The organism is Paenibacillus sambharensis, from assembly GCF_003233845.1.
In the GTDB taxonomy this organism is placed as follows: Bacteria; Bacillota; Bacilli; order Paenibacillales; family Paenibacillaceae; genus Paenibacillus_I; species Paenibacillus_I sambharensis.
In genome coordinates this window covers 164,005-189,075 of sequence record NZ_QKRB01000036.1, presented here as the reverse complement: position 1 = coordinate 189,075, position 25,071 = coordinate 164,005, and the positions used below count along the sequence as shown (strand labels likewise).

General features: G+C 52.3%; 22 protein-coding genes. 20 read left to right on the top strand and 2 right to left on the bottom strand.

Translation table 11 applies throughout. The features are described 5' to 3' along the window. The first annotated feature begins 31 nt into the window (after window positions 1-31). From DNH61_RS06355 to DNH61_RS06310, 10 genes are read left to right on the top strand one after another with little or no spacing between them, the layout of a single operon-like run. Complete coding sequence (locus DNH61_RS06355) at window positions 32-289, top strand: phosphopantetheine-binding protein (protein ID WP_111145827.1); 258 nt, start codon at window positions 32-34, stop codon at window positions 287-289. A gap of 3 nt (window positions 290-292) precedes the next feature. Then, window positions 293-1,276, top strand: a complete 984-nt coding sequence (locus tag DNH61_RS06350; protein ID WP_111145826.1) for a hypothetical protein — start codon at window positions 293-295, stop codon at window positions 1,274-1,276. A 35-nt stretch (window positions 1,277-1,311) separates the two neighbouring features. Beyond that, window positions 1,312-2,508, top strand: a complete 1,197-nt coding sequence (locus DNH61_RS06345) for a glycosyltransferase (RefSeq protein ID WP_146240957.1) — start codon at window positions 1,312-1,314, stop codon at window positions 2,506-2,508. Continuing rightward, on the top strand, window positions 2,483-2,716 hold the full coding sequence (locus tag DNH61_RS06340; protein WP_111145824.1) for a phosphopantetheine-binding protein: 234 nt from the start codon (window positions 2,483-2,485) through the stop codon (window positions 2,714-2,716). Before DNH61_RS06345 ends, DNH61_RS06340 begins: the two co-directional genes overlap by 26 nt. An 11-nt stretch (window positions 2,717-2,727) precedes the next feature. Beyond that, window positions 2,728-3,570, top strand: a complete 843-nt coding sequence (locus DNH61_RS06335; RefSeq protein ID WP_111145823.1) for a phytanoyl-CoA dioxygenase family protein — start codon at window positions 2,728-2,730, stop codon at window positions 3,568-3,570. A gap of 18 nt (window positions 3,571-3,588) precedes the next feature. Next, window positions 3,589-4,770: an acyl-CoA dehydrogenase family protein gene (locus DNH61_RS06330; protein WP_111145822.1), complete on the top strand. Its 1,182-nt coding sequence runs from the start codon at window positions 3,589-3,591 to the stop codon at window positions 4,768-4,770. After that, window positions 4,715-6,457 (top strand): carbamoyltransferase family protein, encoded by a 1,743-nt coding sequence (locus DNH61_RS06325; RefSeq protein WP_181438600.1) that lies wholly within the window; start codon window positions 4,715-4,717, stop codon window positions 6,455-6,457. Before DNH61_RS06330 ends, DNH61_RS06325 begins: the two co-directional genes overlap by 56 nt. Next, window positions 6,426-6,791 (top strand): VOC family protein, encoded by a 366-nt coding sequence (locus DNH61_RS06320; protein ID WP_111145820.1) that lies wholly within the window; start codon window positions 6,426-6,428, stop codon window positions 6,789-6,791. The genes DNH61_RS06325 and DNH61_RS06320 overlap by 32 nt, the downstream gene beginning before the upstream one ends. Beyond that, window positions 6,778-8,289: an amino acid adenylation domain-containing protein gene (locus tag DNH61_RS06315; protein ID WP_181438599.1), complete on the top strand. Its 1,512-nt coding sequence runs from the start codon at window positions 6,778-6,780 to the stop codon at window positions 8,287-8,289. Before DNH61_RS06320 ends, DNH61_RS06315 begins: the two co-directional genes overlap by 14 nt. Beyond that, window positions 8,282-9,289: a cysteine peptidase family C39 domain-containing protein gene (locus DNH61_RS06310; RefSeq protein WP_146240956.1), complete on the top strand. Its 1,008-nt coding sequence runs from the start codon at window positions 8,282-8,284 to the stop codon at window positions 9,287-9,289. The genes DNH61_RS06315 and DNH61_RS06310 overlap by 8 nt, the downstream gene beginning before the upstream one ends. Before the next feature lie 65 nt (window positions 9,290-9,354). Here DNH61_RS06310 and DNH61_RS06305 read toward each other — a convergent pair whose 3' ends face one another. Continuing rightward, on the bottom strand, window positions 9,355-9,969 hold the full coding sequence (locus DNH61_RS06305; RefSeq protein ID WP_181438598.1) for a D-sedoheptulose-7-phosphate isomerase: 615 nt from the start codon (window positions 9,967-9,969) through the stop codon (window positions 9,355-9,357). A 234-nt stretch (window positions 9,970-10,203) separates the two neighbouring features. Between DNH61_RS06305 and DNH61_RS06300 the strand changes: the two genes are divergently transcribed. Genes DNH61_RS06300 through DNH61_RS06290 form a run of 3 tightly spaced genes read left to right on the top strand, consistent with a single transcriptional unit; the run spans window position 10,204 to window position 13,325 of the window. Then, the gene (locus DNH61_RS06300) at window positions 10,204-11,262 is read left to right on the top strand and encodes a cysteine peptidase family C39 domain-containing protein (RefSeq protein WP_111145816.1); all 1,059 of its coding nucleotides are present in this window, start codon (window positions 10,204-10,206) and stop codon (window positions 11,260-11,262) included. Window positions 11,263-11,295: 33 nt separating this feature from the next. Further along, window positions 11,296-11,685 (top strand): holo-ACP synthase, encoded by a 390-nt coding sequence (gene acpS / locus DNH61_RS06295; RefSeq protein ID WP_111145815.1) that lies wholly within the window; start codon window positions 11,296-11,298, stop codon window positions 11,683-11,685. A gap of 56 nt (window positions 11,686-11,741) precedes the next feature. Continuing rightward, window positions 11,742-13,325: a DUF1349 domain-containing protein gene (locus DNH61_RS06290; RefSeq protein WP_111145814.1), complete on the top strand. Its 1,584-nt coding sequence runs from the start codon at window positions 11,742-11,744 to the stop codon at window positions 13,323-13,325. Window positions 13,326-13,789: 464 nt separating this feature from the next. On the opposite strand, the gene DNH61_RS06285 is transcribed toward DNH61_RS06290, so the two are convergent. Continuing rightward, window positions 13,790-15,244: a class I adenylate-forming enzyme family protein gene (locus DNH61_RS06285; RefSeq protein WP_245947974.1), complete on the bottom strand. Its 1,455-nt coding sequence runs from the start codon at window positions 15,242-15,244 to the stop codon at window positions 13,790-13,792. Between the two features lie 356 nt (window positions 15,245-15,600). Here DNH61_RS06285 and DNH61_RS26255 point away from each other — a divergent pair, with 356 nt between their 5' ends. The 7 genes from DNH61_RS26255 (at window position 15,601) to DNH61_RS06250 (ending at window position 25,024) form a co-directional block, all read left to right on the top strand. Beyond that, window positions 15,601-15,768, top strand: a complete 168-nt coding sequence (locus DNH61_RS26255) for a hypothetical protein (protein WP_181438597.1) — start codon at window positions 15,601-15,603, stop codon at window positions 15,766-15,768. Window positions 15,769-16,001: 233 nt separating this feature from the next. Beyond that, window positions 16,002-16,967, top strand: a complete 966-nt coding sequence (locus DNH61_RS06275; RefSeq protein WP_111145811.1) for a quinone oxidoreductase family protein — start codon at window positions 16,002-16,004, stop codon at window positions 16,965-16,967. 49 nt (window positions 16,968-17,016) lie between these two features. Further along, on the top strand, window positions 17,017-17,430 hold the full coding sequence (locus tag DNH61_RS06270; protein ID WP_111145810.1) for a GNAT family N-acetyltransferase: 414 nt from the start codon (window positions 17,017-17,019) through the stop codon (window positions 17,428-17,430). Between the two features lie 254 nt (window positions 17,431-17,684). Further along, a complete protein-coding gene (locus DNH61_RS06265) occupies window positions 17,685-19,145 on the top strand; it encodes a citrate/2-methylcitrate synthase (RefSeq protein ID WP_111145809.1) in 1,461 nt (486 codons plus the stop codon). A 37-nt stretch (window positions 19,146-19,182) separates the two neighbouring features. After that, window positions 19,183-20,838: an amino acid adenylation domain-containing protein gene (locus DNH61_RS06260; RefSeq protein WP_111145808.1), complete on the top strand. Its 1,656-nt coding sequence runs from the start codon at window positions 19,183-19,185 to the stop codon at window positions 20,836-20,838. Beyond that, window positions 20,835-23,579, top strand: coding sequence for an aconitate hydratase AcnA (gene acnA, locus DNH61_RS06255; protein WP_111145807.1), 2,745 nt, complete (start codon window positions 20,835-20,837; stop codon window positions 23,577-23,579). Before DNH61_RS06260 ends, acnA begins: the two co-directional genes overlap by 4 nt. Window positions 23,580-23,584: 5 nt before the next feature. Further along, complete coding sequence (locus DNH61_RS06250) at window positions 23,585-25,024, top strand: DUF6025 family protein (protein WP_111145806.1); 1,440 nt, start codon at window positions 23,585-23,587, stop codon at window positions 25,022-25,024. Window positions 25,025-25,071 lie beyond the last annotated feature (47 nt).

Genomic DNA, 25,071 nt, shown 5'->3' with positions numbered 1-25,071 from the left:
CGGCAACTACTATTTTGATGGGGTGACTCGTATGGAGAATCAAGCAGCAATAGAAGATAAGATCCTGCAAAGCTTGCGCAATGTCGTCAATCATGTTGAGTTTGATAAGAGCAGTCCGCTGCTCGAGCTGGGCATTGATTCCATGACCTTCATTCGCCTTGTAGTGGAAATTGAAGAGGAGTTCAGCATCGAGATTCAGGATGAAGATATCGTATTGGATAATTTCAGCTATGTGGAGAACATTACGAATCTTGTCATCCGGTATCTATCAGTCCCGAAAGCGGAGTAGGGGATGGGAATCGGAGATCAGACGCAGGGGAAGTCCCTGCTTCTAACATTAACGGAACCGTCCAGGATGGATTGGCGGTTTAAGGACCGCTTCGGTTTGAGTGAAAAAACGCTGGATTGCCGTCAGCTTGCCGTTAATGAGGTGCTGAAATGGAAGGGGGAAACGGAACCGCTGCGCGTGTTTCTTAATGCCTTTGACTGCACGCATAGCGGATTGAAGCTCCGGCGATCAGCGCCTGAATTGGGTGCCGGCTGGCAGCTTGATATGCAACAGGAGCTGGATGCCGAGCGGATACGGCGGAAGATTATTGAGACATTCTGCAGGGAAGGGTACTGCCTGATTTACTATCAAGCGTATCATGCTTCCTTTTTGAAATACTGGCATGCTCACGATGTTGAGCATTGGTCGCTTGTCATCGGCTGTGACGAAGGGGGTATCACCCTGGCTGACGAGGCGGGGGCACCTGATTTCTTTCGGGGACATATCGGCTTCGTGCCATGGGCGGTTATCTTCGATTCCTGGCAGCTGATGAGTGCAGGCGGGATCGCTACTGTCACGGGGGGTTCTGACCGCGGAGACTGGGATATAGAGTTCCTCAGCCTGGTTAGGCAATCTGTTAATCACATGAGGGGTGGAGGGCTGGCCTGCCTGCACAGTTTTGTCCAAGCGGTCTCAGGGGCGCCTCTTGACGAACTGATCCCTTCATTGGAGCAGCTGGAGTTTGATATCCATTATTTCCGCAAGCTCCGCGAGCTGTGGCAGCTTGCCGTCCAGCAATCGGTGGTCCCCGGCAGATTTATGCAGCCGGAATGGGTGGAGGAACTGTTTTACGTGTGCAAGTGCTGGTCGTTAATTATGGGGGTTGTGATGAAATGGAAGCGCCAACCAGAGAGGGACTACAGGCTGAAGCTGGTGGATTACCTTCATCAAACCTGGCGCAATGAGCAGCGGCTGTTCGAATCAATGGCCTCACTTCCCGGATTATAAGAGTTGCTGCTGCCAAGAAGAGAGGAGGGGGTTTGGTGGCCAATATTGTAATTGTCAGCCAGCGGCTGCTTGGACATGTCATCCCCATACTTGGCGTGGGTGCCGAGCTGGTAAAACGCGGGCATAGCGTCAGGATGCTGGGTCATGCAATGAATAAGGAGCTGGTAGTAGAGGCGGGGCTGCAGTTCTCTCCGATCGGATGGGATAAAGTGCCGAATCTCTATATGGAATACATGCTGAATGATCTGCTTCGTGCGCTCGAGCGCAGCCCCGATTTAATTATAGCGGACTCAGCGCAATGCGCCCCCGCCTACGCGGCAGAGCTGCTCGGCATTCCCTGGGTGAGCTTTCAGACAACGGTGCCTCTCCCGGATGAGCATCTTCCAGGGGGAGCAGCGGCGAATGAGCGTATGCGCCAGAAGTACGGGGAGCAGCTGAATGCAATCCGTTCCAAGCATGGATTGCCGCCACTCGAGCATCCCATTCGAACGAGGGGGGACTTTGCGGGACTGTCGCCCTTCCTGCATTTGCTCATGGTTCTGCCCGAGCTTGCCGGCAGCCCGGAGGCATACCCGCCGTCGTTCTGCCTTGTGGGCGGCAGCTCCGCCGATTGGCGTCCGGGATTGCCTGAGCTGAAGTTTCATACGACGGACCGGCTGCGCCTTGTTGTGAGCACCTCCTCAGTTCCTCGCATTGAGTACCGGGAGGTCATGAACCGGTATGTGGAAGCCGCGATTGATGTCTACGGGCGGGAGAGACCGGAAGAGGCGGAAGTGTGGATTTGCGAGACGGAGCCGTATCAGGCAGCGGAACCGCTGCCCGCAGCCGTGCATTGGACCTCTCAGCATCCGGTTCACCATGTGCTGCTGCCGGAAGCGCATGCAGCGATTGTACATGGGGGATGCGGAACGCTGCAGCAGTGCATCCGGTTCGGTGTTCCCATGGTCATTATTCCGCTGGGTGCGGATCATCCGGTCCTGGCGAAGCGCTGCGAAGAGCTCGGTGTCGCAGTTGTCTGTCCTCCGGACCGGATTGACGGGAATGAGCTGAAGGAAAAGGTCGGTACCCTGCTGACGGGAGGATACCGGGACAGGGCTGAAATGCTGGCCCGGAAGGTGAGCAGGTATACGCCAAACGAGACAAGCGCAGACGGAGTTGAAATGGTGCTGGAAAACAAATGCTACCACAAAGATGAGGGATGGATAGATGCTGACAGAAACCGTTTTTTTTGATACTGTGCGCCAGGTGTGCGGCCGGGATGATATCGGGATGTCAACGGCTTTTACAGACCTGGATATCGATTCGACGCAGGTTATCGAACTGCTGATTGAATTTGAAATTGTCCTTAACATTGATGTGCTCGATGACCGGTTGAATCTGGACGAAATGCGGACGTTCCAGGACGTTTACGATTATTTGGCACATTTGATGTCAAATTAGAGGACGAGCTAATGAAAACTCCTTATCTATCAGAAGAGCTGCTGTCGGAGTACCGCCAGGAAGGCTATGCCGTTGTACGAGGCGTCTACGACAAGGAAGAGATGGAGGCGCTGAAGCACGACTACCACCGGTTATGGCTGCAGCGGGTCGCCTCCGGCAGGATTAGACAGGACCCGAACCTGCCAATGGAAAGCCTGTATCCGACGATGCATGAGGTCAATCGGGAAGATGAAGCGATGCGCCGTTTCATGCTGGACCCCAGGCAGTTCGCTATTGCGGAAGCCGTATTGGGGGAGGAGGCGCTTGTCATTGGCACGACCTGCTTCTTTAAGGCGCCAAGGACCAAAGCACTGCCGTTTCATCAGGACAATATAGATAACGGCTGTGTTCCGGCCAGGAATGTCGCCTTGTGGACAAGCATTGATGCCGCCGATGAAGAGAATGGAGGCTTATGCTTTATTCCCCGGTCACATTCATTAGGGTTACTCTCCATTAATGCCCCTTCTCATCCCCGATACGGACTGTTGTCTCTCCCGGTGCCCGGCAGCGGCCATGCTGCTCGTGTTCCTCAGCCTTACCGCATTGTACATGTTACTGCCCAGCCTGGTGATGTCATTATCTTCGATGGCCATACCATCCATGGTTCAACAGCCAACAGTACTGCTGACCGTTTCCGCCGCTCCTTCGCTGCCCATTTTACAACGGCTTCCGTTACGAAGGTATTTGCGAACTTCTACTCGCTCTTCAACAAGCATGGGGAGACCGTTCCCAAAGCCGTGAACAAGCAGCACGGGAAAATCAGGCCGCTGCTGCTGCCCGAAGCGAAGATGGCTGAGGGGGAGAAAATATATTGACGGTGGTGGTTAGCGAGAATGTCTGCTCTGTTCAGCGAACTTATTGAATATTTCAGGGAATGGGAACGAAAGAAGCTGTCGGGACAGGCAGCTGATCCTGATGAATTAATCCAGCATTTGCTGCAGCGCCGGTTTCACTGCTGGACCCTTCCTGCATCCCGGAGCAGCTCACCGCTGAGCTGTATGGAATATATGGAGATGATCAGCGGGCTGTCGGGCTATTGCCCGTCCGCTGTACTGAGTATGGCGATGCATCTCTACACCGTGTGGGGATTGAGTCTTGGCGCCAATCAGACGAAGGTGAAGAATTATCTGGATCAAGTAGAAGGTCAGGATATATTATTTGCATCGCCGAACGAACCGGGGCTTTATCTCATGGCGCCGGGTCAGATGCGGGATGAGGATTATCGCATACATGCAGTGCCCTGCGAGGGCGGTTACCGGGTGAGCGGCATCAAGAAGTTCGTATCGCTTGAGCCCTATCTGCGCTACTTGCCGACGTATTGCAAGGTTCAGGGATATCAAGGAAGCTATCACGGCATTATCATGCTCCTGCTGGATAAGCAGGCACCGGGTGTTTCCGTGGATTCGGATTGGAATGTCGTATCCATGGCGGCTACCAGCAGCAATGGCGTCCGTTTCGACGATGTGTTTGTGCCCCAGGAGGCGGTCGTATTTGAAGTGGACCGGGTTCCGGCGGATACCGAGCTGCTCGGATACTTGTTCCGGCTTACCGTGGCCTCCGTTTATTATGGCATTGCCTGCCGCGCGGTGTCTTATATCGAAGGCAAGTGCAAGACCAGGCGGATTCCCCATTACACCAAGCCTCTGTCATTCTTCCCCGGTGTTCAATATACACTAGCCGAGATGCTTATCCTGCTGGAAACATCACGTTCCCAGCTGGAACGTTTGTGCCGCACGCTGGACCTGTATCTGAAGGGCAGCCGCACAGCGGGCTCTCAGAAGGAACTGAAGCGGATCAGTCTGATTACCAAGGACTATGTGGTCAAGGCGGCAGAAGAGACGGTGAATAAGGCCATGAAGATTGAAGGAATCGAAAGCATATCCGAACGAAGTCCCCTGTCTGTGCTATATCAGGAAGTCAAGGCGGGGATGTTCCATCCTCCCCAAAGGGATGTCACCTATGAAATTATTGCCAAAGACCAGTTCGGCATCATCCCTCTGCGGAACAGGTGGTGATTACGGGATGACAATTGTGCTTGGACTTGGAGGCTCAGGCCATAGTTATGCTGCTTGTCTTGTGAAGGACGGCATCGTTAAGGCAGCAATTGAAGAAGAGCGCCTGTCCAAAGTAAGGCACTGCCTGTTCGTTCCCGGTACAGAGAACATCCGGCTGGCCAGAAGCAGGGCGGTCCTCTACTGTCTTGAGGCAGCGGGTGTGGGACCGGATGAAGTCGATTTAGTCATCTCAAATGATATTATGCATCCGCTCTACTGTGCCAAATATAACGGGGATGCTATCGCGATCAATCATCACCTGGCCCATGCTGCTGCTTCCTATTATACTTCCCCCTTCCGCAGTGCGGCCGTCTGGATTGCGGACGGAAGCGGAAGCTTTCTTGAAGACGGAGCCTACGAGACGGCTTCATACTATGAGGCTGATGAAGACGGGCTCAGACTGCTTCAGCGAACGGCTGGACGGTCTGAGCGAAGGATGATAACGGACCATGACGACCTCAATCATTCGATCGGCGGATTTTACAGATGGGTGACGGAGGCGATCGGCTTCGGATTCCTGCAGGATGGGAAGACAATGGGGCTGGCTCCTTATGGAACGCCGAGATATGTGGAGCAGTTTGCGGAGTATTACACGTTTACAGAGGATGGTCACTTTATCCAGACCAAAGAGCAGGTTCAGCGGTTCTGCAGGTGGCTTACCTTATCCCTGCAAGAAGTCTCAGGAGAGCGGGAGCAGTTCGAGCGAAGGGCCGACCTTGCATTCGCTGCTCAGCACCATCTTGAGCAGGTTGTCATTCAATCCTGCCGTTATCTATTTGAAAGGACCGGCAGGAAGCAGCTTTGTCTCGGGGGAGGCATAGCGTTCAACAGTACGGCGAATGGGAAAATTTTACGCGATACCCGCTTCGAAGAACTGTACCTGTTCCCCGCTGCGGGTGATGCCGGTACGGCTGCAGGCAGCGCGCTGTACGGATACCACGTGCTCAAGGCAGAGAGTCGCAGTCCGGCAGGCAGACCCTTCTCTCCATTCCTCGGGAAGGCGTATGCCGACTCCGATATCTTGAAGGCTTGTGCACGCTATAAGGACAGAATTACAGTGACAAGACCGGAGAAGCTGACCGATACCGCTGCGCAGTGGCTCTCATCCGGCAGGATCATCGGATGGTATCAGGGAAGATCCGAATTCGGGCCAAGAGCACTGGGGAACCGCAGTCTGCTTGCGGATGCCAGAAATCCGGGGATGAGAGATACGATCAATCTGACAGTAAAACACAGGGAGAGCTTCCGCCCGTTTGGAGCGGTGGTGCTTGAGGACGAACGGGAAGCCTACTTCGAGGGGCAAGACGAGTCTCACTACATGATGAAGGTATACAAGGTAAAGCGGGATAAAGCCGCGGTAATACCCGCTGTCGTCCACACAGACGGGACATGCCGCTTGCAGACGGCAACCGAGCAGACAGCCCCGCTGCTGCATGAGCTGCTGCTTGCGTTTGCGGCAATTACAGGGGTGCCTGTACTTCTGAACACCTCACTTAACGACCATGGCATGCCAATGGCCGAAAGCCCGGATGATGCACTCGATACCTTCATGAACACCGCTGTGGATGCACTCGCAATAGGCCCCTATTGGGTTACGAAAACAGGGAGGGAAAAAGATGGAGCAGCCAATTACCGGCGTACAGAATAATATCAGTACCGTATTCATCCACTTTGACAATTTGGAAGCGGCCTGTGAGTGGTATCAACAATATCTGGGACTTTCCATCCGTAAGAAGGATCTGGTCAAAGGGTTCGTGGAGATGAACATGGAGGGTGTGAACCTGAGTCTGCTCACCTGGAGAACGGACAATAAGGTGCAGCCGGAGCATCCGACCTTCTGTTTCTATACATCGGACATTGAGCAATCCTATAAGGACCTGAAGCATAAAGGGGTCGAAGTATACGACATCGATAATGCGGGCTCCGTATCCTGCTTCCGCTTTAAAGACCTGGAAGGGAATATGCTCCTTGTTTGCACCTAGGCAGCGGCAGCGGTTCGTACCGGAGCTCATTCTATCCCAGGCGGGAAACACGCCGGACGCCACTGCGGTCGTTTGCGGGGACGAAGTCTGGTCTTACCGAAGGCTGGAGGAGCGGTCAAACCAGATTGCCCGGCAGCTGCTGCGCGCAGGCGTCAAGGAGGGGGCGGCTGTAGCCCTCCTGATCCGGCGCTCGCCGGATTTGCTAGCGGCTATGATTGCCGTAATGCGTACAGGGGGATATTACATTCCTGTCGATCCGCATTACCCGGATGAGCGCATACGCCATATGATCGAGGACAGTCAGGCAGTGTATATACTGGCTGATGAGGCAGGCAGGCATCCGCGAATGAGCGGCATTGAAACGATCGTTACCGGTCTGCCCGGTTCCAGTCCGGACGAGGGCCATATACCGGCTCCCGTTACAGCCGCTGAGGATCTGGCGTATGTCATTTATACCTCGGGATCTACGGGGATGCCCAAGGGGGTTATGATCGGCCATGGTGCGCTGCTTAATTTTCTCGAAGGCATTGTTCCCGTTCTGGGCTTCGCGCAAGGGAAGTCTATTGTATCGCTTACAACGGTCTCCTTCGATATTTTTGTTCTCGAAACGCTGGTCGCATTATGCTGCGGCATGAAGGTGATTATGGCAACGGAGGAGGAACAGAATAACCCGAGACTGCTGCGCAGGCTCCTGGCGACATGCGGGGCTGACATGCTGCAGACAACGCCATCCCGGCTGCATATGATGATGAGCGACAGACAGAGCGTGGATATGCTGCAGGGACTGCAGCGTGTATTCATTGGAGGGGAGATGCTTCAAGAGAAGCTTGTCCGCAGGTTCCGCAGTATGTCCGGGGCACGGCTCTATAACTTATATGGTCCGACAGAGGCCACTGTTTGGTGTGCTGTGAAAGAGATTACGGACAGCGGGGAGATCAATATAGGGCAGCCGCTTCGCAATATGGTGATGACCGTCCGTGACGAACGGCATAAGGCGCTGCCAAGAGGATCAGTCGGTGAGCTGTATGTAGCAGGTGCTGGCTTGTCCAGCGGTTATTGGAACCGGCCAGAGCTGACAGAAGAGCGTTTCGTATGCTGCGAAGGCAGCGACGGCCGGCAGATGCGATTTTACCGGACGGGTGATCTCGCCCTGCAGCATGATAACGATGAGTTTGAAGTGCTTGGCAGAATGGACGACCAGGTCAAGATAAGGGGCAATCGTGTAGAGCTTGGGGAAGTGGAAGCGGCCCTGCTGCAGCATCCACAGATTGTGCAGGCGGCGGCCGCCATTGAGGCAATTGATGAGTTCTCCCGCAAGCTTGTCGTGTTCTACGTTTCCGGGGTGGAGCTTGCGGCGGATGAGTTGAAGAGTCTGCTCTATCGAAGCCTGCCCGATTACATGGTTCCCGCGTCATACCGCCGTGTTAAGCGGATGCCGCTAACACCGAACGGGAAGCTGGATCGCCGGGCCTTGGTGCGGGGTGACTGGGATGGGTGAGCACCTACTAACTGGAATGAAGCCGTTTCGGGAGATTTATTATAAGGACTGCTACTACAATGCGCTCTTTCCCGTGCTGACCTATTTCAACAGACCGCTCACGCCGTTTTTGCTAAATGATATCTTCATTTATCGTTATACGCCCTCATCCTGTGTGATTAAGCACGACATCGTTCCGATTCAGGGGGAAAAGCGTATTCTTGACCGGCTGGGACTGTGGAAGAAGGAGCGGCGTTACAGTAATGATATGCTTCAGCTGGCGATGGCAGCCCTGCGCCTTAACAGGCCTGTTATCGTGTTTGTTGATTGCTACTATCTGCCGCTTCGATTGGATGCTTACCGCAAGCTGCATTTTCCCCATTTCCTTCTTCTGTTTGGCTGCAGCAGCAGAAATCGTACTTTCCGGGCTATGGAGCATAAATACCGGGACAGCTTCGATTATGCCGAAGAAGACATATCGATTGAGGATTTGCATGCGGCATACAGTGGTGCATTCAGGGAGTTTCAACCTCCGCCGGAGCTGAGCACATACTCGGAATATGGCATCCTTAACGAATCTTCTGGGGCGCAAGGCTCTGAACAGGAATATCTATGGACCTACAGGCAGGCTATGCTGGAGCGGGAAGAGGAAATCCGTGCAGGCTTGTCACAGCTTAGGCAGTTCCAGTGCGATATGAGTGCCGTCATGTCGGATCAGGAGGCCATATATCGTGAGGCCGGCAGGCTGCTGGATGTTTCGGCCGTTATTTTCAACAACCTCCGTCTTGAACAGTACCGGCTTACACGGGTATTTGGCCCCAATCCAGAGTGGGAACAGCTTGGCGGTGTGCTGGATAACTGGAATTTCATCCGTGGTATATTGAAGAAATTTATGCTGACGAACGTTTATCAGGAGAAATCCTTTGCGAGGGCACAAGAGAGGCTGGAGCAGATCGTAACGTCAGAGGAGCGTATGTATGAAGGCCTGTTTGCGCTGCTGCACGCTATGGTACGGCCTTAGAGGAAGATTAATAGAGATGCAGAATGCCGCAGCGCTCTTATAAAGAGCCTCTGCGGCATTCTGTATTACCCGAAGATTGCCCGCTCTACGTGCTCGCAGAGCGTGTGGTACATCTTGATATGGCATTCCTGGACATCCCTCGTTGCCTCATGCGGCGCGCGGACCAGGATATCACAATAGCTATCCATGGTGCTTGGCCGGCTCCCGGTAAAACCGATCGTCGTTATCTCCAAGGCGCGGGCAACTTGCAGCGCCATTAGGACATTAATTGATTCGCCGGATGTGCTGATGGCGAGCAGGCTATCATTAGCCCTGCCATAGCCGTATACCTGCTGGGCAAAGATGTAATGGCCGGAGATATCATTGCCGATTGCCGTAAGCAGAGCGCTATTGGAGGACAAGGAAATCGCAGGAAGCGCTCCCTGCAGACAGTTAGCCATGTTCAGCCCGTGTTCTCCATACAGCTCACTCATACGTTTGCGGGCCGGTTCCGGCAGGGGGCGCCTGGAGAGAAAGCCTTTCATCAGTTCAGCGGCAATATGATCGCAATCAGCAGAGCTGCCGCCATTCCCGCAAAGCAGCAGTTTTCCGCCGTCTTTAAAGGTACGAATCAGAGCAGCCGCTGCCAGATCAAGCTCACTGGGACAGCTATTAGGCTCCGTATGGTCGAAGTTCAACAAGATGCTCCTCCTCACAACTTTTGAGTCAACCATACCATGGCCTGGTTGAGCGGGTATCGGCGGGTATTGCGGTGGATTCGTCGGTTGTATGGATACTGCCGGCCGATCGGGATTAATTCCGCTGAGGAAACAACAATGCACGAGAGCCGACCGCACGGCTTGTGTACAATTAAGTTATGAGGATGATCCGCACCTTGGGCTGCAGTTATACACAATAAGAAGGGGGGAGCAATCATGGACCCTGCCGATGTTGTTTCTCTGCCGATGACGAAGCCGTTCATTGATGTCAATTCGTATCATGCCTATGGTCTTTCTATTATTCAGACAAGCCCGGAGAACTCATTAGCCTGGATTATGATGAATTATATCCAGCTCTACGGTGTTCCGGACAGTACAAACGGCGATTTTATTCATTTCACGACATCCTCGCACTTTAGTGATATTCCCCGCTCTTATGTATCCAGGCTGCACATTGATGATGTGTACAAGTTTTTTCCTAATATCGTGGATTTTGTTATGGATAGAATCCGTGACGGCCATTATGTCAACACCATCCTGGATGAGTATTACATTCCCGGAACCCGCGCCTATGGTAAATATCCCTTTACCCATAATATCCTAATCCATGGCTTTGACAGGAAGAAGGGCGTGTTTCAAGCAGCTGGTTACTGGAATAAACCGGCTGTGTATGCTTTTGGCAGGAATATTCCCTTTAAGGCGTTTGAACAAGCGTTCCGCAATATTGCTCCTATTAGCCAATACATGAACCAGACCTTTGAGATGATCCGATATCCGTATGATTCCAATCGGTATATTGATGCGGCATTTAACATTGATGTCATCAAAGCCTTTTTGCTGGATTATCTGGAGGGCAAGCCCCACATTGAACGGGATCCCAAGCGGATCCGGTTCGTATATGGAACGAAGGTGTACGGGCTGTTGACAGATATGCTGGTAAAACAGCTGAATGCTCCAGAGGGGTGTCATCTCATTCACCTGAAGACGCTGCAAACGATCGTCAATCATAAGCAGATGATGGCCCAGCGGGTCAATTATCTGCTTCGGGAGGGCTGGATAAGACGGAAGTCCAGTACTGCCGGGTGTGCAGGAGTTCAGGATTCAGCTGAAAATATTCACAACATATTTGCCAAATATATATGGAACAAAGATAAAGCACTTCTGGAGAGAATGATTGTGCGAACCAATGACCTGGTCCAAAAGGAAAGGGCTTTCATAGAGGCGCTGCTGGAAGATATCACCACGGGCGGGGTTCATCGCGCGAGATTCCGATGACTTGCTCTGGCCCGTCAGGAAAGAAGGAACACGATGATCTTTGGGATAGGGCTCGATATACAATCTATTGCACAGATTGATGCCTCGATAAGAAAACAAGGGGAGTATTTCCTAAGAAGGATTTATACCGGACAGGAAATTGACTATTGCTCCAGCAAGGAAAATGCGTCACAGCATTTCGCGGCCAGGTGGGCAGTCAAGGAGGCATTCTCCAAGGCGGCAGGAACAGGCATCGCCCGGGGACTCTGTTTTCGCGACGTGGAGACTGTTCACCTCAAGACGGGACAGCCTCATATTGTCCTGTACGGCAAGGCGCTTGACTTATGCGAGCAGCATGATCTGCGGGTGCTGGTCAGCATCACGCACTCGGAAGAGTATGCGGCAGCACAGATTATTCTATGCTCAAGATTAGAAGATGAATGATGAGCCTACACGATCGGCAATACGAGCTAATTTCATATAAAAAGGAGCCTGCCGGAATGAAACATCTATTACCGATTAATCAAGACCCTCCCCTCAAATCGTATTCCTCTCATGCGTTTACTACAGCAATCATGTCGCAAAACCAGCAGAGCGATGCGGTTCCCGATGCTGTATTCGATCATGTCAGCGTCAGCGGTGCTGCGCAAGCCGGGTGGTCCTCTGCAGACGTAGGAGCTCATGGCAATGGCGGCGCCGGACCATTTGAACCGGACAATGGCTGTTTTTCCGTTCACGGCATCCAGGGGGACATTACATCGACTGCGGATACCTTTCGGTTCGTTCATACCGTCTTATATGGAGATGGCACAATCACTGCAAGGCTTGCCGGGCATAAGCCTGTTCATGTCTGGTCCAAGGCAGGCCTGATGATTAGGGAGTCTTTAGAGCCAGGATCTAAATTTGTTATGACTGCTGCAACTCCTTCAACCAATGGAAAGTGGTCTTTATGCCGCGGCACAGCGGACGGAGAATGCTCCGGTCAGCAAATCGGCCACGACTACAGGGAAGTATGGCTGAGACTCATTCGGGCAGGAGCAGACATACAGGTATATGCCTCTGCCTGTGGTGAAGTATGGCGGCTGGCGGCCAGCTACACATGTGAGATGAAGGGTGTATTGTACATTGGACTGGCCGTCACAACGGGCGCGTGCAGCTGGTCCAAATGGTATTACAGCAATTATATTCAATTACGCTGCTTCAAGGATTTTCAATCCAACTACGATGTGCCGTTCGACTTTTACATGGGAATAAGACGCGACCGCAATTATTATTACTTGAATCCCTATCTTCAGGCGCACAGCCTTAGTCACCGTTTTCTCGCCAGGGCATTTCCCGACCTCGTTTCCTTCTTGATTCAGTGTTTAAACAGCGGGCTTTACATTGATCTGATGCTGGATGAGTACTTTATACCGGAAAGAAGGGCTTACAAGCAGACCAAGTATGACCATGCCAATCTGATCTACGGGTATGATACCGGTTCGGAGCAGTTTCTGCTGCTAGGACATTCGCCGGGCGGGGTCTTTAAAGCTTCAGCGGCATCGTTCCAGGCAGTACGGGAAGCATATGGGGAAGGCCATCCTCATTGTGACGTGCAGTTGTACAGTCCCTCTCCGATCGGCAATGAGTATGAATTCGATATTCGGACGGTTACTGCAGCTTTACGCGAGTATGCGGAATCCGTAAATCCCCACCTGCCTGTCCGTGGATTCCGCAACGAGGTGCAGGATGTGTACGGAATGGAAGTCTACCGCAGCCTGGCCTCAAATTTACCGGACCATTGGCGGGATATAAGACCGTTCGTCGTTCTTCATGAGCATAAGAAGCTGATGATCGAACGGGTCGGGTACATGCACCAACAGGGATATCTAAGTCACGATGAGCAGCTGGAATTTCAGAGCCGGTTCCTTCAGTTGATGAGCAGGCTCGAAACCTTGCGCAATCTAATCATTATGGCGCAGGTAAAGGGGACTGCTTCGATTGTCCACGACATCCGGAAGGGCTTGGAGAACGCTGCTGGGGTTGATGCAGAGATCACGAGGGATCTCATTGGCGTACTATCCCGGTGGGACAAAGAGCTATAGGAAAAAAGGGGCTGTCTCAACAAGCTGATTAAATAGGAGCTTGAGCCCCGTCATCTGTTTAACAGTAAGAATGGCGCCGCAGGGTCTGATCCCAGTGGCGCCATTCTCTGTTCTGGTCAACTGCGGCCATTACCTGTGAAAATAGACGTTCAGCCGAAAAAACGCTAACGAACTTCACACACGCTATTAGCCTCCAAAAGGCGGTTTCTGATCTGTAACGAACCTGAGCGTCGTTAATGCACGAATAACCCCTATAATTGGACGAATATATCCTAATAGCGTTTCTGAGATTCATTACAGCCCAGCAAGCTTGGAATTTGCTGGTTTAGCGTGTGTGAAATTCGTTAGCCGTGCCGTGTCGAGCTCTCCCGCCTGGCAAGCGGACTTGCTTTTGAGACGACCCCTTTGTATGCGTCTGACACATGGTGCTCCAGACCGTGTTAATGCCGGAGGATTAAGGGAGTCTAGTGAGACGGATTGCTGCCATCGGGCTTGAGTCTTAACAGCTTTCCAGAAGCTGTCTTGGGCAAATCCGGGTGAATTTCTACGATATCAGGCCATAGGCGGGCGTGGGCTCCCGACTGCATGATAAAGCGATGAATGTCAGTGACAGCGATTGTCTGTGAACACGTTACCCAAGCATGGATTTGTTCGCCGCGGATAGGGTGAGGGAGACTGAAGACCATTGCTTCACAGATATGAGGATGGCTCATCAGCAGGGATTCGATCTCTTCGGGATATATGTTATTCCCGGCACGAATCATCATATGATCGGCCCGTCCGGCAATTGTGATCCTTCCCTGCTCTATGAACGCCATATCGCCTGTAAACAGCCATCCATTCTTCACTTTGCATCTCGTCAGCGGCTCATCATTGTAATAGCCCTTCATTATATTAGGACCTGACACGATAAGCTGGCCTACTGCCCCTTCGGGCATTTCGGCCCCATCCCCGTCCACGATCATGGTGTGGACATGAGGAAGCGGATAACCAACACAGGCCGCAGGGAACCTTCCGGAGCTGAGCTTCAGGCAGCTAATTCTTGGCGAGGCTTCTGAAAGTCCGTATGCGTTCCATATGGCAGCTTGCGGGAAGGCTTCCTGAATGAGCTGCAGCTGTGTATCGGTTAAGCGCTCCCCGCTGAGAATGATCCTATGCAGGCTGGAGAGATTATTTTTCCGGGCTTGTGGTGCAAGCATGGCTAACAGTGCAGGTGTTGCACCGATTGTAGTGATGGCATGGCCCTGAATCAGGGGGATCAAGCTTAAAGGAGTTCGGCCTAGAGGCTTCAGCAGGACCGAGCAGCCGGAGAGGAGTCCGGCCAGAAGCTCCCCGGTAAAGGCGGAAATGTACGATAGCGGGCGTTGAATCAGTATGCGTTCACTTCGCTCCAGCTGCAATGTTTCCGCAATGTCTGCAGCGTTGGAGAGAATGTTGCTGTAAGTCAGCATAACGGATTTTGGCCGTCCCGAAGTGCCTGATGTTTGGACGATTACCGCTACATCCTCCAACCGGGGAACAGCCGCCGGCACCCTTGGAACGTCCGGGGGCTGTTGAATATAGCCTTCCATATTGACGTTCGAAGCTTGGATATGAATAGCATGAGGAAACTCCCTGTCTATGTGGCTGCTGGCGTTCTGACTGTCTCTCTCCTTGTCGACCAAGAGCATAGTCATACGCAGCTGAAGAGCTGCCAATATAACGGGGACAGCCCGCCATGACATTGTTAAATCGATGGCTATTACGGAGGCATGCGGCTGAACGTCAGATAGCGACAGGGCATTCTCCAGCACCTGGATGTTGTGAGTGGCACATGCTAACAATTGTTTATAGGAGATTCCTGTGTCTGGGCCGACAAGGATCGCGGTTTCCTCGTTATAGCTGCGCAGCCTTTGCAGCAAGTAATCGACTGTCCACATTTTGCTCACATTACGACTCCTCCTGCTCTGTATTCTCCGGCTATCTTACTTGATCTAGAGGCGTACGCACTCGGCTTAACGCAGATAAACATTGCGAATATGCTCAAAACGCAAAGTAATTAGGGGATTTGACCAATAAACTGGTATAGAGATTCTTTGCAGCTAGAAGGAGGAAGAAGTATGGACAAGCTCAACATCGAGGGGAAGAAGGTATTTAAGGGTTACAATAGCCGGTTCCCACATGCCTGGACGATATCATTGCTACTGTATCGCTTTGGGGGAAGAGAGATTATGAGCTCATGTATGCAGATAACTGGTGCTTCAGCTATGAAAGCAAGAGGGGATCTTCACCATTCATGACCTTATTTGAAAGTATGCAGTATGAGAACAGTATGCTGGTAAACCTCGGCAGCTATCACGGTACGAAGCTGGAGATAATCACCGACAGCAGCACATACAACCTGTACGAGAAGGTTGAAGAGAAGCTGAGCTCGGGTGTGCCACTAATGATTGGGGGTGAATGAGGCTGTTTCTTTCGATCTGCTGGATAAACAGAGTATTCGCAGTTTAGGAGCATGAAATGTTTCGCTGATGATGAACCGGAGGATGGAAAGGCTTGTTCTTCCGCAGATCCCTAACTACCATATACTCGCTATTACATTGTTAGCAGGGAATCCATCCGATAACTCTGACAGATAAGCTGTCAGGGTTGCTGCGTTATACTACGGGTGATTAGAGCATAAAGGAGGCAGGGCAAATGAACATTCCAAGCGAAATGAAGGCTGTTGTTATCGAACGGTTCGGAGGAGTGGAAGAGCTCAAGCTGAAGAGCATCCCTGTACCTGCTATAGGGCCGCAAGATGTTCTCATGCAAGTGGAGTATGCGGGAGTCGGGGTATGGGATATATTCGAACGCGAGGGCGGCTACGCGGAGATGCTCGGGCTAAAGCCTGAATTCCCATATGTTCTTGGCTCTGAGGGAGCAGGAAAAGTTGTGGCAGCTGGCGATCATGCTGCCGGCCTGCAGGTCGGAGATAAGGTACACGCTGTTGGTTTTCTTAATCCTAAGGGAGGGTTTTATGCCGAATATGCTGCCGTGGACGCAGGACATGTATCTCTAATTCCTGAAGGCGTGCCGCTAAGAGAAGCGAGTGCAATCCTTGGCGTGGGGCTGACAGCGCTGCGCGGTCTTCAGGATATTTTGCAGCTTCGTGAAGGAGAATCTATATTAATTACAGGTGCTAGCGGTGGGGTCGGGCACTTGGCCGCTCAGCTTGCGGAACGCATGGGAGCACGGGTCTTTGCAGTGGTGTCCGGCGAGGATGGGGCTGCGGTGGTCAGGAGACTTATAGATGGAAGGGTCATAGACGGGCGGAGAGAAGGCTGGGCGGCGGCTGCGAAGCGTTTTGCGCCGCAGGGCTTTGATGCGGCACTGCTGACCTTCGGTGGCGGGCTGGCGGAAGCGGCGGTTCAGCTCGTCCGCAAGGGCGGCCGGATTGCTTATCCAAACGGAATACACTCCGAACCCCAGGCTCAGCGGGATAAACGTATAGACGGATACAATGGTGAGCCTGGACCGGATATTATCCGGCAGCTTGAATCCTTTATCCGGGCAGGCGTAACCGTCCACATAGCTCACACTTTTAAGATGGAAGAGGCCGCGGCAGCACATGCTGCACTTGGGCAGCATTATCCGGGCAAGATCTGCCTTAAGACCGTTTAGGCCATAGATGTGCTGCTAGTATAGTCGTATTGAACTGGGAGGATGAAGCATGTTAACAGATATCGAGATATCCCATAGGGCTCCTGAACCTAAGGAATACAATGCCCTAAGAGTCTCCGCTGGTTTGAGTCCGAAAGACTTGGAGGGAGCCAGGACAGGACTGCAGAATTCGATCTTTGCGGTCGTCTTGAGAGATCCCTCTAAACAACTCATTGCTATGGGAAGAATTGTTGGGGACGGCGGGTGTTTTTATCAAGTAGTAGATATCGCCGTTGATCCAGCCTATCAAGGCAAGGGCTATGGCAAATTGATCATGGCTGAATTAATGGGCTACCTGGATAACACTGCGCCGAAGGATTCCTATGTTAGTTTGATAGCTGATGTCCCGGCAGACGGCTTGTATAAACAATATGGATTCGAGTATACCTCTCCTAAATCTGTGGGTATGTTTAAACGTTACTAATCATACGGGGCAGAACTGTTAATACCACTAATTGTGAATAAAGAAATTGTTTGTACTGCGGCTCAAGTACAGGGATGGACCGATTTATTCCCTGTACTTTTTTATTCTCTTTGGGATATGTCAGTCTTGGTAGTAGTGGTTATTGTGGGTTAAAAAGTTAACAATTGACAGTATATAGGCGGCGGTCGTAATATGAGAATTGGAAGCTATTTACTAATCTGAATTAATCCAATGCAGATGGGGGTTGGTCAATAATGGGTAATGAACAGCTTGTGCTTGAGCATGATAGGAGCCTTCAAAAGCACAGCATACCACCGGTAGAAAGCTTCATAGGTGAAGTATTAGGGCTGGATACTGCCGAAATTACTGATGAACTGGAATACAGATCAATTCTCAACTGGGATTCGCTGGGTCATGTCAATCTTATCTTAGCGCTGGAGAAGCTGCTTGGCATCGTTATAGATGATGAAATGCGGACCCAGCTTACATCCGTACCGTCAATTCGCCGGTTTATTCAGCAGCATAGCAGCGGAGTACAAGCATCTGAAGCTGAACTGCCCCATCCAGCTGATGTTCATGAAACGGCAAGAACGGACAAGATCTTCCGCGGACTGGCGGGTGTGACGTTTGACCGAACCCGGACTACACTGATAGATGGGAAAGCAGGCAGGCTGCAGTACAGAGGATATTCAATTCATGACCTGGTAACCTTCTCTTGCTTTGAAGAAACCGCTTATCTACTGGTGTATGGCACCCTGCCTACCCAGCCTCAACTTGAGACTTTCAAGCATCAACTAGCCGCTTCAAGGTCTTTGCCTCCAGAACTGTATCGCATCATAGAGTCGATCCGTGACGCACAACCCGTTGAAGTACTTCGAACTGCTGTATCTGCGTTAGCTTGTTTCGATGAACATCGTCAGGATGGCACTACTGATGCCATGAACATGCGGATCATTCGCTTGATAGCTCAAATACCTACCATTATTGCTGCCCACCATGCCATTCGGAATAGAACACCAATCACGATTCCACATTCGACGCTGCCTCACGCAGCAAACTTCCTCTATATGCTTCAAGGAGAACTACCAACGGAGCAAGCAGCCCGGATTGTCGATAAGGTATTCATTCTTCATGCGGATCACGGGTCTAATGCATCGGCCTTTACAGCCAGGGTTGTGGCCGGTACCAAGTCGGACCTCTACGCAGCCGTGACAGCGGCAGTATCCGCTTTTGCAGGTTCCCTTCACGGAGGTGCAATTGAGAGCGTTATGACGATGGTACTCGAAATCGGCCATCCGGACCGTGCTGAAGAATATATAAGGCGCCTTCAGGAGCAGAAACAGCCGGTAATGGGGTTTGGACACCGCGTTTATCAAACAGAGGACCCGCGCGCCCGTCATCTCAAGCAGGCGGCGTATCAACTTAGCCTTGAACTTCAAAAGCCCGTCTATTATGAAATCCTCGAAGCTGTTGTTAAGGCAATGAAACCCTACATGGCAAAAGGCATGGATGTTAATGTTGATTTTTATGCCAGCGTCATTTACTACTTGTTAGGCTTGCCTAAGGATTTATTCATCCCTGTATTTGCAGCGGGAAGGATGCCTGGCTGGATTGCGCAGATTCAAGAACAGTATGACAACAATATACTGATACGACCGCTGCTTCAATACGTCGGGGAAGAGGACCGGCCTTACATAGCTATAGGTCAGCGCTGATTACGCGACTATAATTACAATAGGAGGTTTGCCGGCGATGCAAACAAAGTTTCCTTCTGCAACTCCCCGCCTTGAAGATGGTTTCGACGGCGGAATAGAACGGCTGCATCATGGTTTTCTTCGAAGTGTTCGTCAGCATCCTGCCAACCTAGCACTTACTGTGCGAGAGCAGGAGTGGACATACCAGATGCTGGATGACACAGCACGGCGCTGGGCTGCTGTTCTATCGCAGCAGACAGGAGGGCAAGATAAGCGGACGGGTATTTTCTCTTATCGAAGTGAAGCTTCCTATGTCGGTGTACTGGCAAGTCTGTATGCGGGTCATACCTTTGTACCGCTAAACCCTACCTTTCCAGCTGCTAGGACCAAGATGATGATTGAACGGGCCGAACTGGATGCCCTTATTGTGGACAAGGCTTCACTGAAACCCCTAAGAGAACTGCTGCGGCTGGGAGCGACTTTGCCTCGCTTGGTACTCTTGACGGATGCGGATTCAGAAGAACTGCTGGAAGTGCCAGCTGACGTTGCCGACAGATCAGCCTTGATGCAGACTGAACCCTTGAATGAACTTCCAGTAGTTCCGGCTGATTCGGCTGCATACCTTCTATTTACTTCAGGGAGCACGGGGGTGCCTAAGGGGGTTCCGATTACACATCGTAACGTCACCCACTTCTTGACAGTAACCCAGGACCGATATCAGATTACCTCTTCAGACCGGTTGACACAAACCTTCGACCAGACGTTTGATCTCTCCGTATTCGACTTGTTTATGGCATGGTCCAACGGAGCGGCCGTATGCTCCATCCAGCCAATCGAATTACTATCTCCTATACAGTTCATTCAGAAACAGGGCATTACGGTATGGTTCTCAGTCCCGTCTGTGGCTGCGCTAATCAGGAAGCAGAATTTACTGCATAAGGGATGCATGCCGGGCCTAAGATTGAGCTTGTTCTGCGGGGAAGCCCTGCCGCAGTCTACCGCACAGTTATGGCAGGAGGCAGCACCCGACTCTGTTGTTGAGAATCTTTATGGACCTACAGAATTGACAATAGCCTGCGCTTCTTACCAATGGGACCCGTCCCGCTCGCCTCTTGAATGTGTTAATGGCGTTGTGCCCATCGGCTCATTATTTAACGGGCTTAAGTTTGGCATCTTGGATGAGAGCGGGGATCTTAAGAGTGACTTAGATAAGGGTGGTGAATTATGTGTATCCGGGCCGCAGATGTTCCCGGGATATTGGCGGGACCCGAAGCAGACTGCATTGAAGCAGCTGGAAGCGGTGGATGACGCCGGCATAGTGGTAACCTATTACCGTACAGGCGACAGGGTGAGAATGCTCTCTAACGGCATATTGGCTTACCTTGGCCGTATGGATGATCAGATACAAGTACAAGGATACCGGGTGGAATTAAGCGAGATTGAAGGCGTACTATCCGGGGAGCCGGGTGTCATCCTCTCAGCAGCTGTCGGCTGGCCGCTTGAAGAAGGATCTGCCAAAGGAATATGCGCCTTTATCGTAGGCCGGGAAGTGGACCTGAATGGGCTCGCTGCTGCAGCTGGGCGCAAGCTTCCCTCTTACATGGTACCACGCCGCTTTTACAGCCTGGAGCAGATGCCGTTGAACGCTAATGGAAAGATAGACCGAAAGGCGCTGCTCGCGATTCTGGCTGCCCAAGAGGTGGGAGAACGATGAGCGGGGTGTCGATCTACGATCCCTTGAACATATGCGACACGCTGCAATCAAGCGGGAGAGATTATCTATTCTGGTCTCTCGAGCGACTGCAAGCGCACAACCAATGCCTTAACCTTGAGCGTCAGCCATATTCTACACGCCTGCTCATAGAGATGCTGCTGCGGAGCTGCAGCCAAGGGGTTCTGCCGGTTGAGGAACTGGGGGGCATCATGGGTACCGTTCTCACCGGAAGCGGTGGTCAGACAGTTCCTTTCTTCCCGGCCCGGGTGCTAATGCAGGACTTTACGGCTGTTCCGGCCATTGTGGACATTGCGGCAATGAGGGAAACTGTGAAGCGGCTGGGAGGAGAGCCGGATATCGTTAACCCGGTCATTCCTGTAGATGTGGTCGTGGATCATTCCATTCAGGTACACAAAGCGGGCTGTGCTGAGGCGCTTGATTATAATACAGACAAGGAATATGAGAGCAATATGGAGCGGTATACACTCCTGCGCTGGGCGGAGCGGGCATTGAAAGGAGTCCGTGTTTTTCCTCCGGGCACAGGGATTGTGCATCAGATCAACCTGGAATATCTTGCTTCGGTTGCCCGGACTGATAAGTGGCAAGACATCAGCATAGTCTATCCTGACAGTGTCTGCGGAACAGACAGCCATACTACGATGGTGAATGCACTTGGCATCATGGGTTGGGGTGTTGGTGGTATTGAGGCCGAAGCGGCTATGCTTGGCAGACCGCTGGCCATGACAGCACCGGAGATCATCGGCGTAAAACTTGTCGGTACACCGGCTGCCGGAGTCACGACTACCGATATCGTACTGATGATTACCGAACGGCTGCGGCAGGAAGAAATCGTGGGCTGTTTTATTGAATTCTGCGGTGAGGGAATGGGTCACTTAAGCCTGCCTGACCGGGCGACAATTGCCAATATGGCACCCGAGTATGGCGCGACCCTGGCGTATTTCCCTGTTGATGATGAAGTGGTGCGCTATCTGCGGTCAACAGGCAGGCAGGAGGAAGCAGTAAGGCTGGCTGCGGACTACTACAGAGCACAGGGGCTGTTCCGGCACAAGAGCGATCCAATCCCTTGTTATGAACGGATGATTGAGATTGACTTAGGCCAATCGGCACCTTGCCTGGCTGGGCCTGCCCGCCCTCAGGACCGCATTCTAATCCGGGATCTTCCGAAGTCGTTGAGAGCAGCAGTATGGGCAAAAGACTGCGGTTCTGTGAGCCGTGAATATGCGGGCGCCAGACCTATCGAGGTGGACCTTGATCATGAGATTGCCACCTTAACGGATGGTTCTATTCTCATAGCGGCTATTACTTCGTGTACCAACACTTCTAACCCCTCGGTTATGATAGCGGCCGGCCTGCTGGCCCGTCGTGCGGTTTCACGAGGGCTTCGTGTGCCGGGGTATGTTAAGACGAGTCTGTCGCCGGGATCACGGGTTGTGTCTGACTACTTGCATGCAGCTGGCCTGACTGCGGATCTGGAAAAGCTAGGCTTCCATGTGAGCGGCTATGGATGTATGACTTGTTCAGGCAGCAGCGGACCGGTGGACGAGAAGATAGCCGATGCAGTCAGCAGGGCAGGTCTGGTGACCTGTGCTGTTCTGAGCGGCAACCGCAATTTTGAAGGGCGTATAAACCCCCTTGTTCAAGCGAACTACCTTGCTTCACCGCCGCTGGTTATTGCTTACGCCATCGCCGGCACGGTGGCTGTAGATCTGGATCAGGAACCGCTTGGTTATGACAGGGAAGGATACCCTGTTTACTTGAATGAAATCTGGCCTGCTCAAGATGAAATTTCACGCATAATGCAGGATTCGTTATGTCCGGATGATTATAGGAAGCGCTATGGCGACGGGCTGATTACGGATGCAAGGTGGGCGAGTATTCAAGCGCCTGAAGGCAACCTCTTCCAGTGGCAGGATGGTTCCACCTATATTGCCCGCCCTCCGTTCATGGACGCAATTGCTGAACCGCTTACGGAGGGTGGACCGACAATTGAAGCAAGGGTGTTGGCACTATTGGGAGACAGCATCACAACGGATCATATATCGCCGGGGGGAGCCATTGCTCCCGCTAATCCTGCCGGTCAGTATTTGTCTGAACAGGGGGTACGTCCGGATGCATTCAATGTATTCGGATCAAGAAGAGGCAACCATGAAGTCATGGTAAGAGGGGCGTTCAGCAACATCCATCTCCGCAACCGGCTTGTCCCTGAGACGGAGGGAGGATATTCCCTCTATCAACCTACCGGGGAAATCCTGACGATCTATGAAGCTGCCATGCGCTATAGAGCGGATGGAACACCTCTGCTCATTATCGCCGGCAGGGAATACGGATCGGGCTCTTCGAGGGACTGGGCCTCCAAAGCGCCAGCGCTGCTTGGTGTTAAGGCGGTTATAGCGGAAGGCTTCGAGCGTATACACCGTGCGAATCTGGTACATATGGGGATTTTGCCGCTGGAGTTTCTTCCTGGGCAAGGCTGGGAATCGCTGGGGCTAAGCGGCACTGAGCGGTATGAGTGGGAAAGTATGGCAGCTGTCTATCCTGGACAGGAAATTCTGGTGAAAGCCAGCACTGAGGATGGAAAGGTATTGGCTGCTTTTGCCGTCAAGGTTCGGATTGATACGGAGTCTGAGCTTGACTCTTACCGCGCTGGCGGTATTCTGCCGCTTGTTGTCCGGCAGTTGTTGACCAGATCTCCTGCCTCTCTGCAGGCCATAGAAGGGTGAAACAGATGAATATGCAGATAGCGAAATCTCCGGTTGAACGGGTTATGGATCTAGGTTTGCTTCCAGCAGCAGATATCCAACAATTTGCATCGCGAGAGCGAGCTTTCGACTGGGTCCATGTGGGGAATACCGATTTACCTATTCATGAGGTGCTAAATGCTATTAAACAGTCGGAGGAACTCTTGCCCCCGCGATCGGGTCATATGGGTAACTGGGAAGAGATCACTCTGGGCAGAGCGGGTGTGATGGATTTTAATCACGCCATATGCGCGGAGGGATACGGATATCCGCTCATCTACTCCTTCAACCAGACCGAAGATAGCGAGCTTACCGGGGGCGACTGGGTTTACATGCCTGGTTCGGTTCTAGAACAGGGGGTTCGCAGTGAGCTCAATCTCTATACATGGGATGGAGCTTCGTTTGTGCAGCGGAACCGGATAAGGCCGCTCTTTGTACCTTTTGTATTGACGGAAGCAGACGGCGTGCTGCAGCCAGTCAGCCAGTTACACTGGAGCAGGATGACGGCTGCCGGTCAATTTTCGTTCCGGCTGGAAGGAGCCGCTATATGGGAGCATGGCAAGCTCGTGAAGGACGTTTTGAGGGAGCTGCTTGAGACGGCTGCCGTCCACCCCAATCCAAGACGGGCTTATCAGGATTTAATCAGCCACCAAGTGAGTCTGGACGGGACAATGGTCCGGGCAGAGCTCGAAAGGGAGGGTGCAGCATATCGTTTGGGTGCAACACGTTATGCCGGTACGGATGAACTGGTTGATGCGGTTATGCTTCCCTTCCAGGCTGTTGCAGAGCCGCAGGCATTCTTTGCTAACATTCGGGAGTTACCTGATACTCTTCCCATACTTTCTAACATAATTGCGGGGGTTCTCTCTGCGGTAGTCCACACCCACTACCCGGGAGCTCAGGTGGTCCGTGACCAGATGACCCGGCCCTTTAATCCGCATTTTCACTGGGGAGCCAGAGATATGGCAGGCTATCCGCCAGTCAGGAAGGGTTACTTTGCTGAGAAGTCAACGATTAAAAGTTACCGGCATATCTGCCAAACGATTATACGTAATTTCCATGAAATCGACCCGCTGTATTTCATTCTGATGCCTGCAGCCGTATTCACCCTGTGGCCGGCCGATTGCCATGAAGCGGATCGTTGGTGTATTGGGCAGCTTATCTCCAGTGTGAAGGAAAAAACCGATCAGCTCTCTGGCCGGCCGGATCAGATGATGCCGTGTATCAGTCAGATCGTAGAAGAATGGTTAAGCGGCGCCGAAAGCCAGTGCTCGCACTATTGGCTCAATCGGTTTGGGACGCGGCGGGGTATTCTGAATGAAGGGGATATCCCGAGAAGCAGTCGCCCGGTTGAACCGGATGGCTTCGGCCATCTGACTTTCAGGCAGGCCTGCATGATTGTTGGCGCGCTCAACCAGCTTAGGTAGATGAGTGATGATAGATGCAGCCGGAAGTTTGTTCCCGTGAGGAGCCG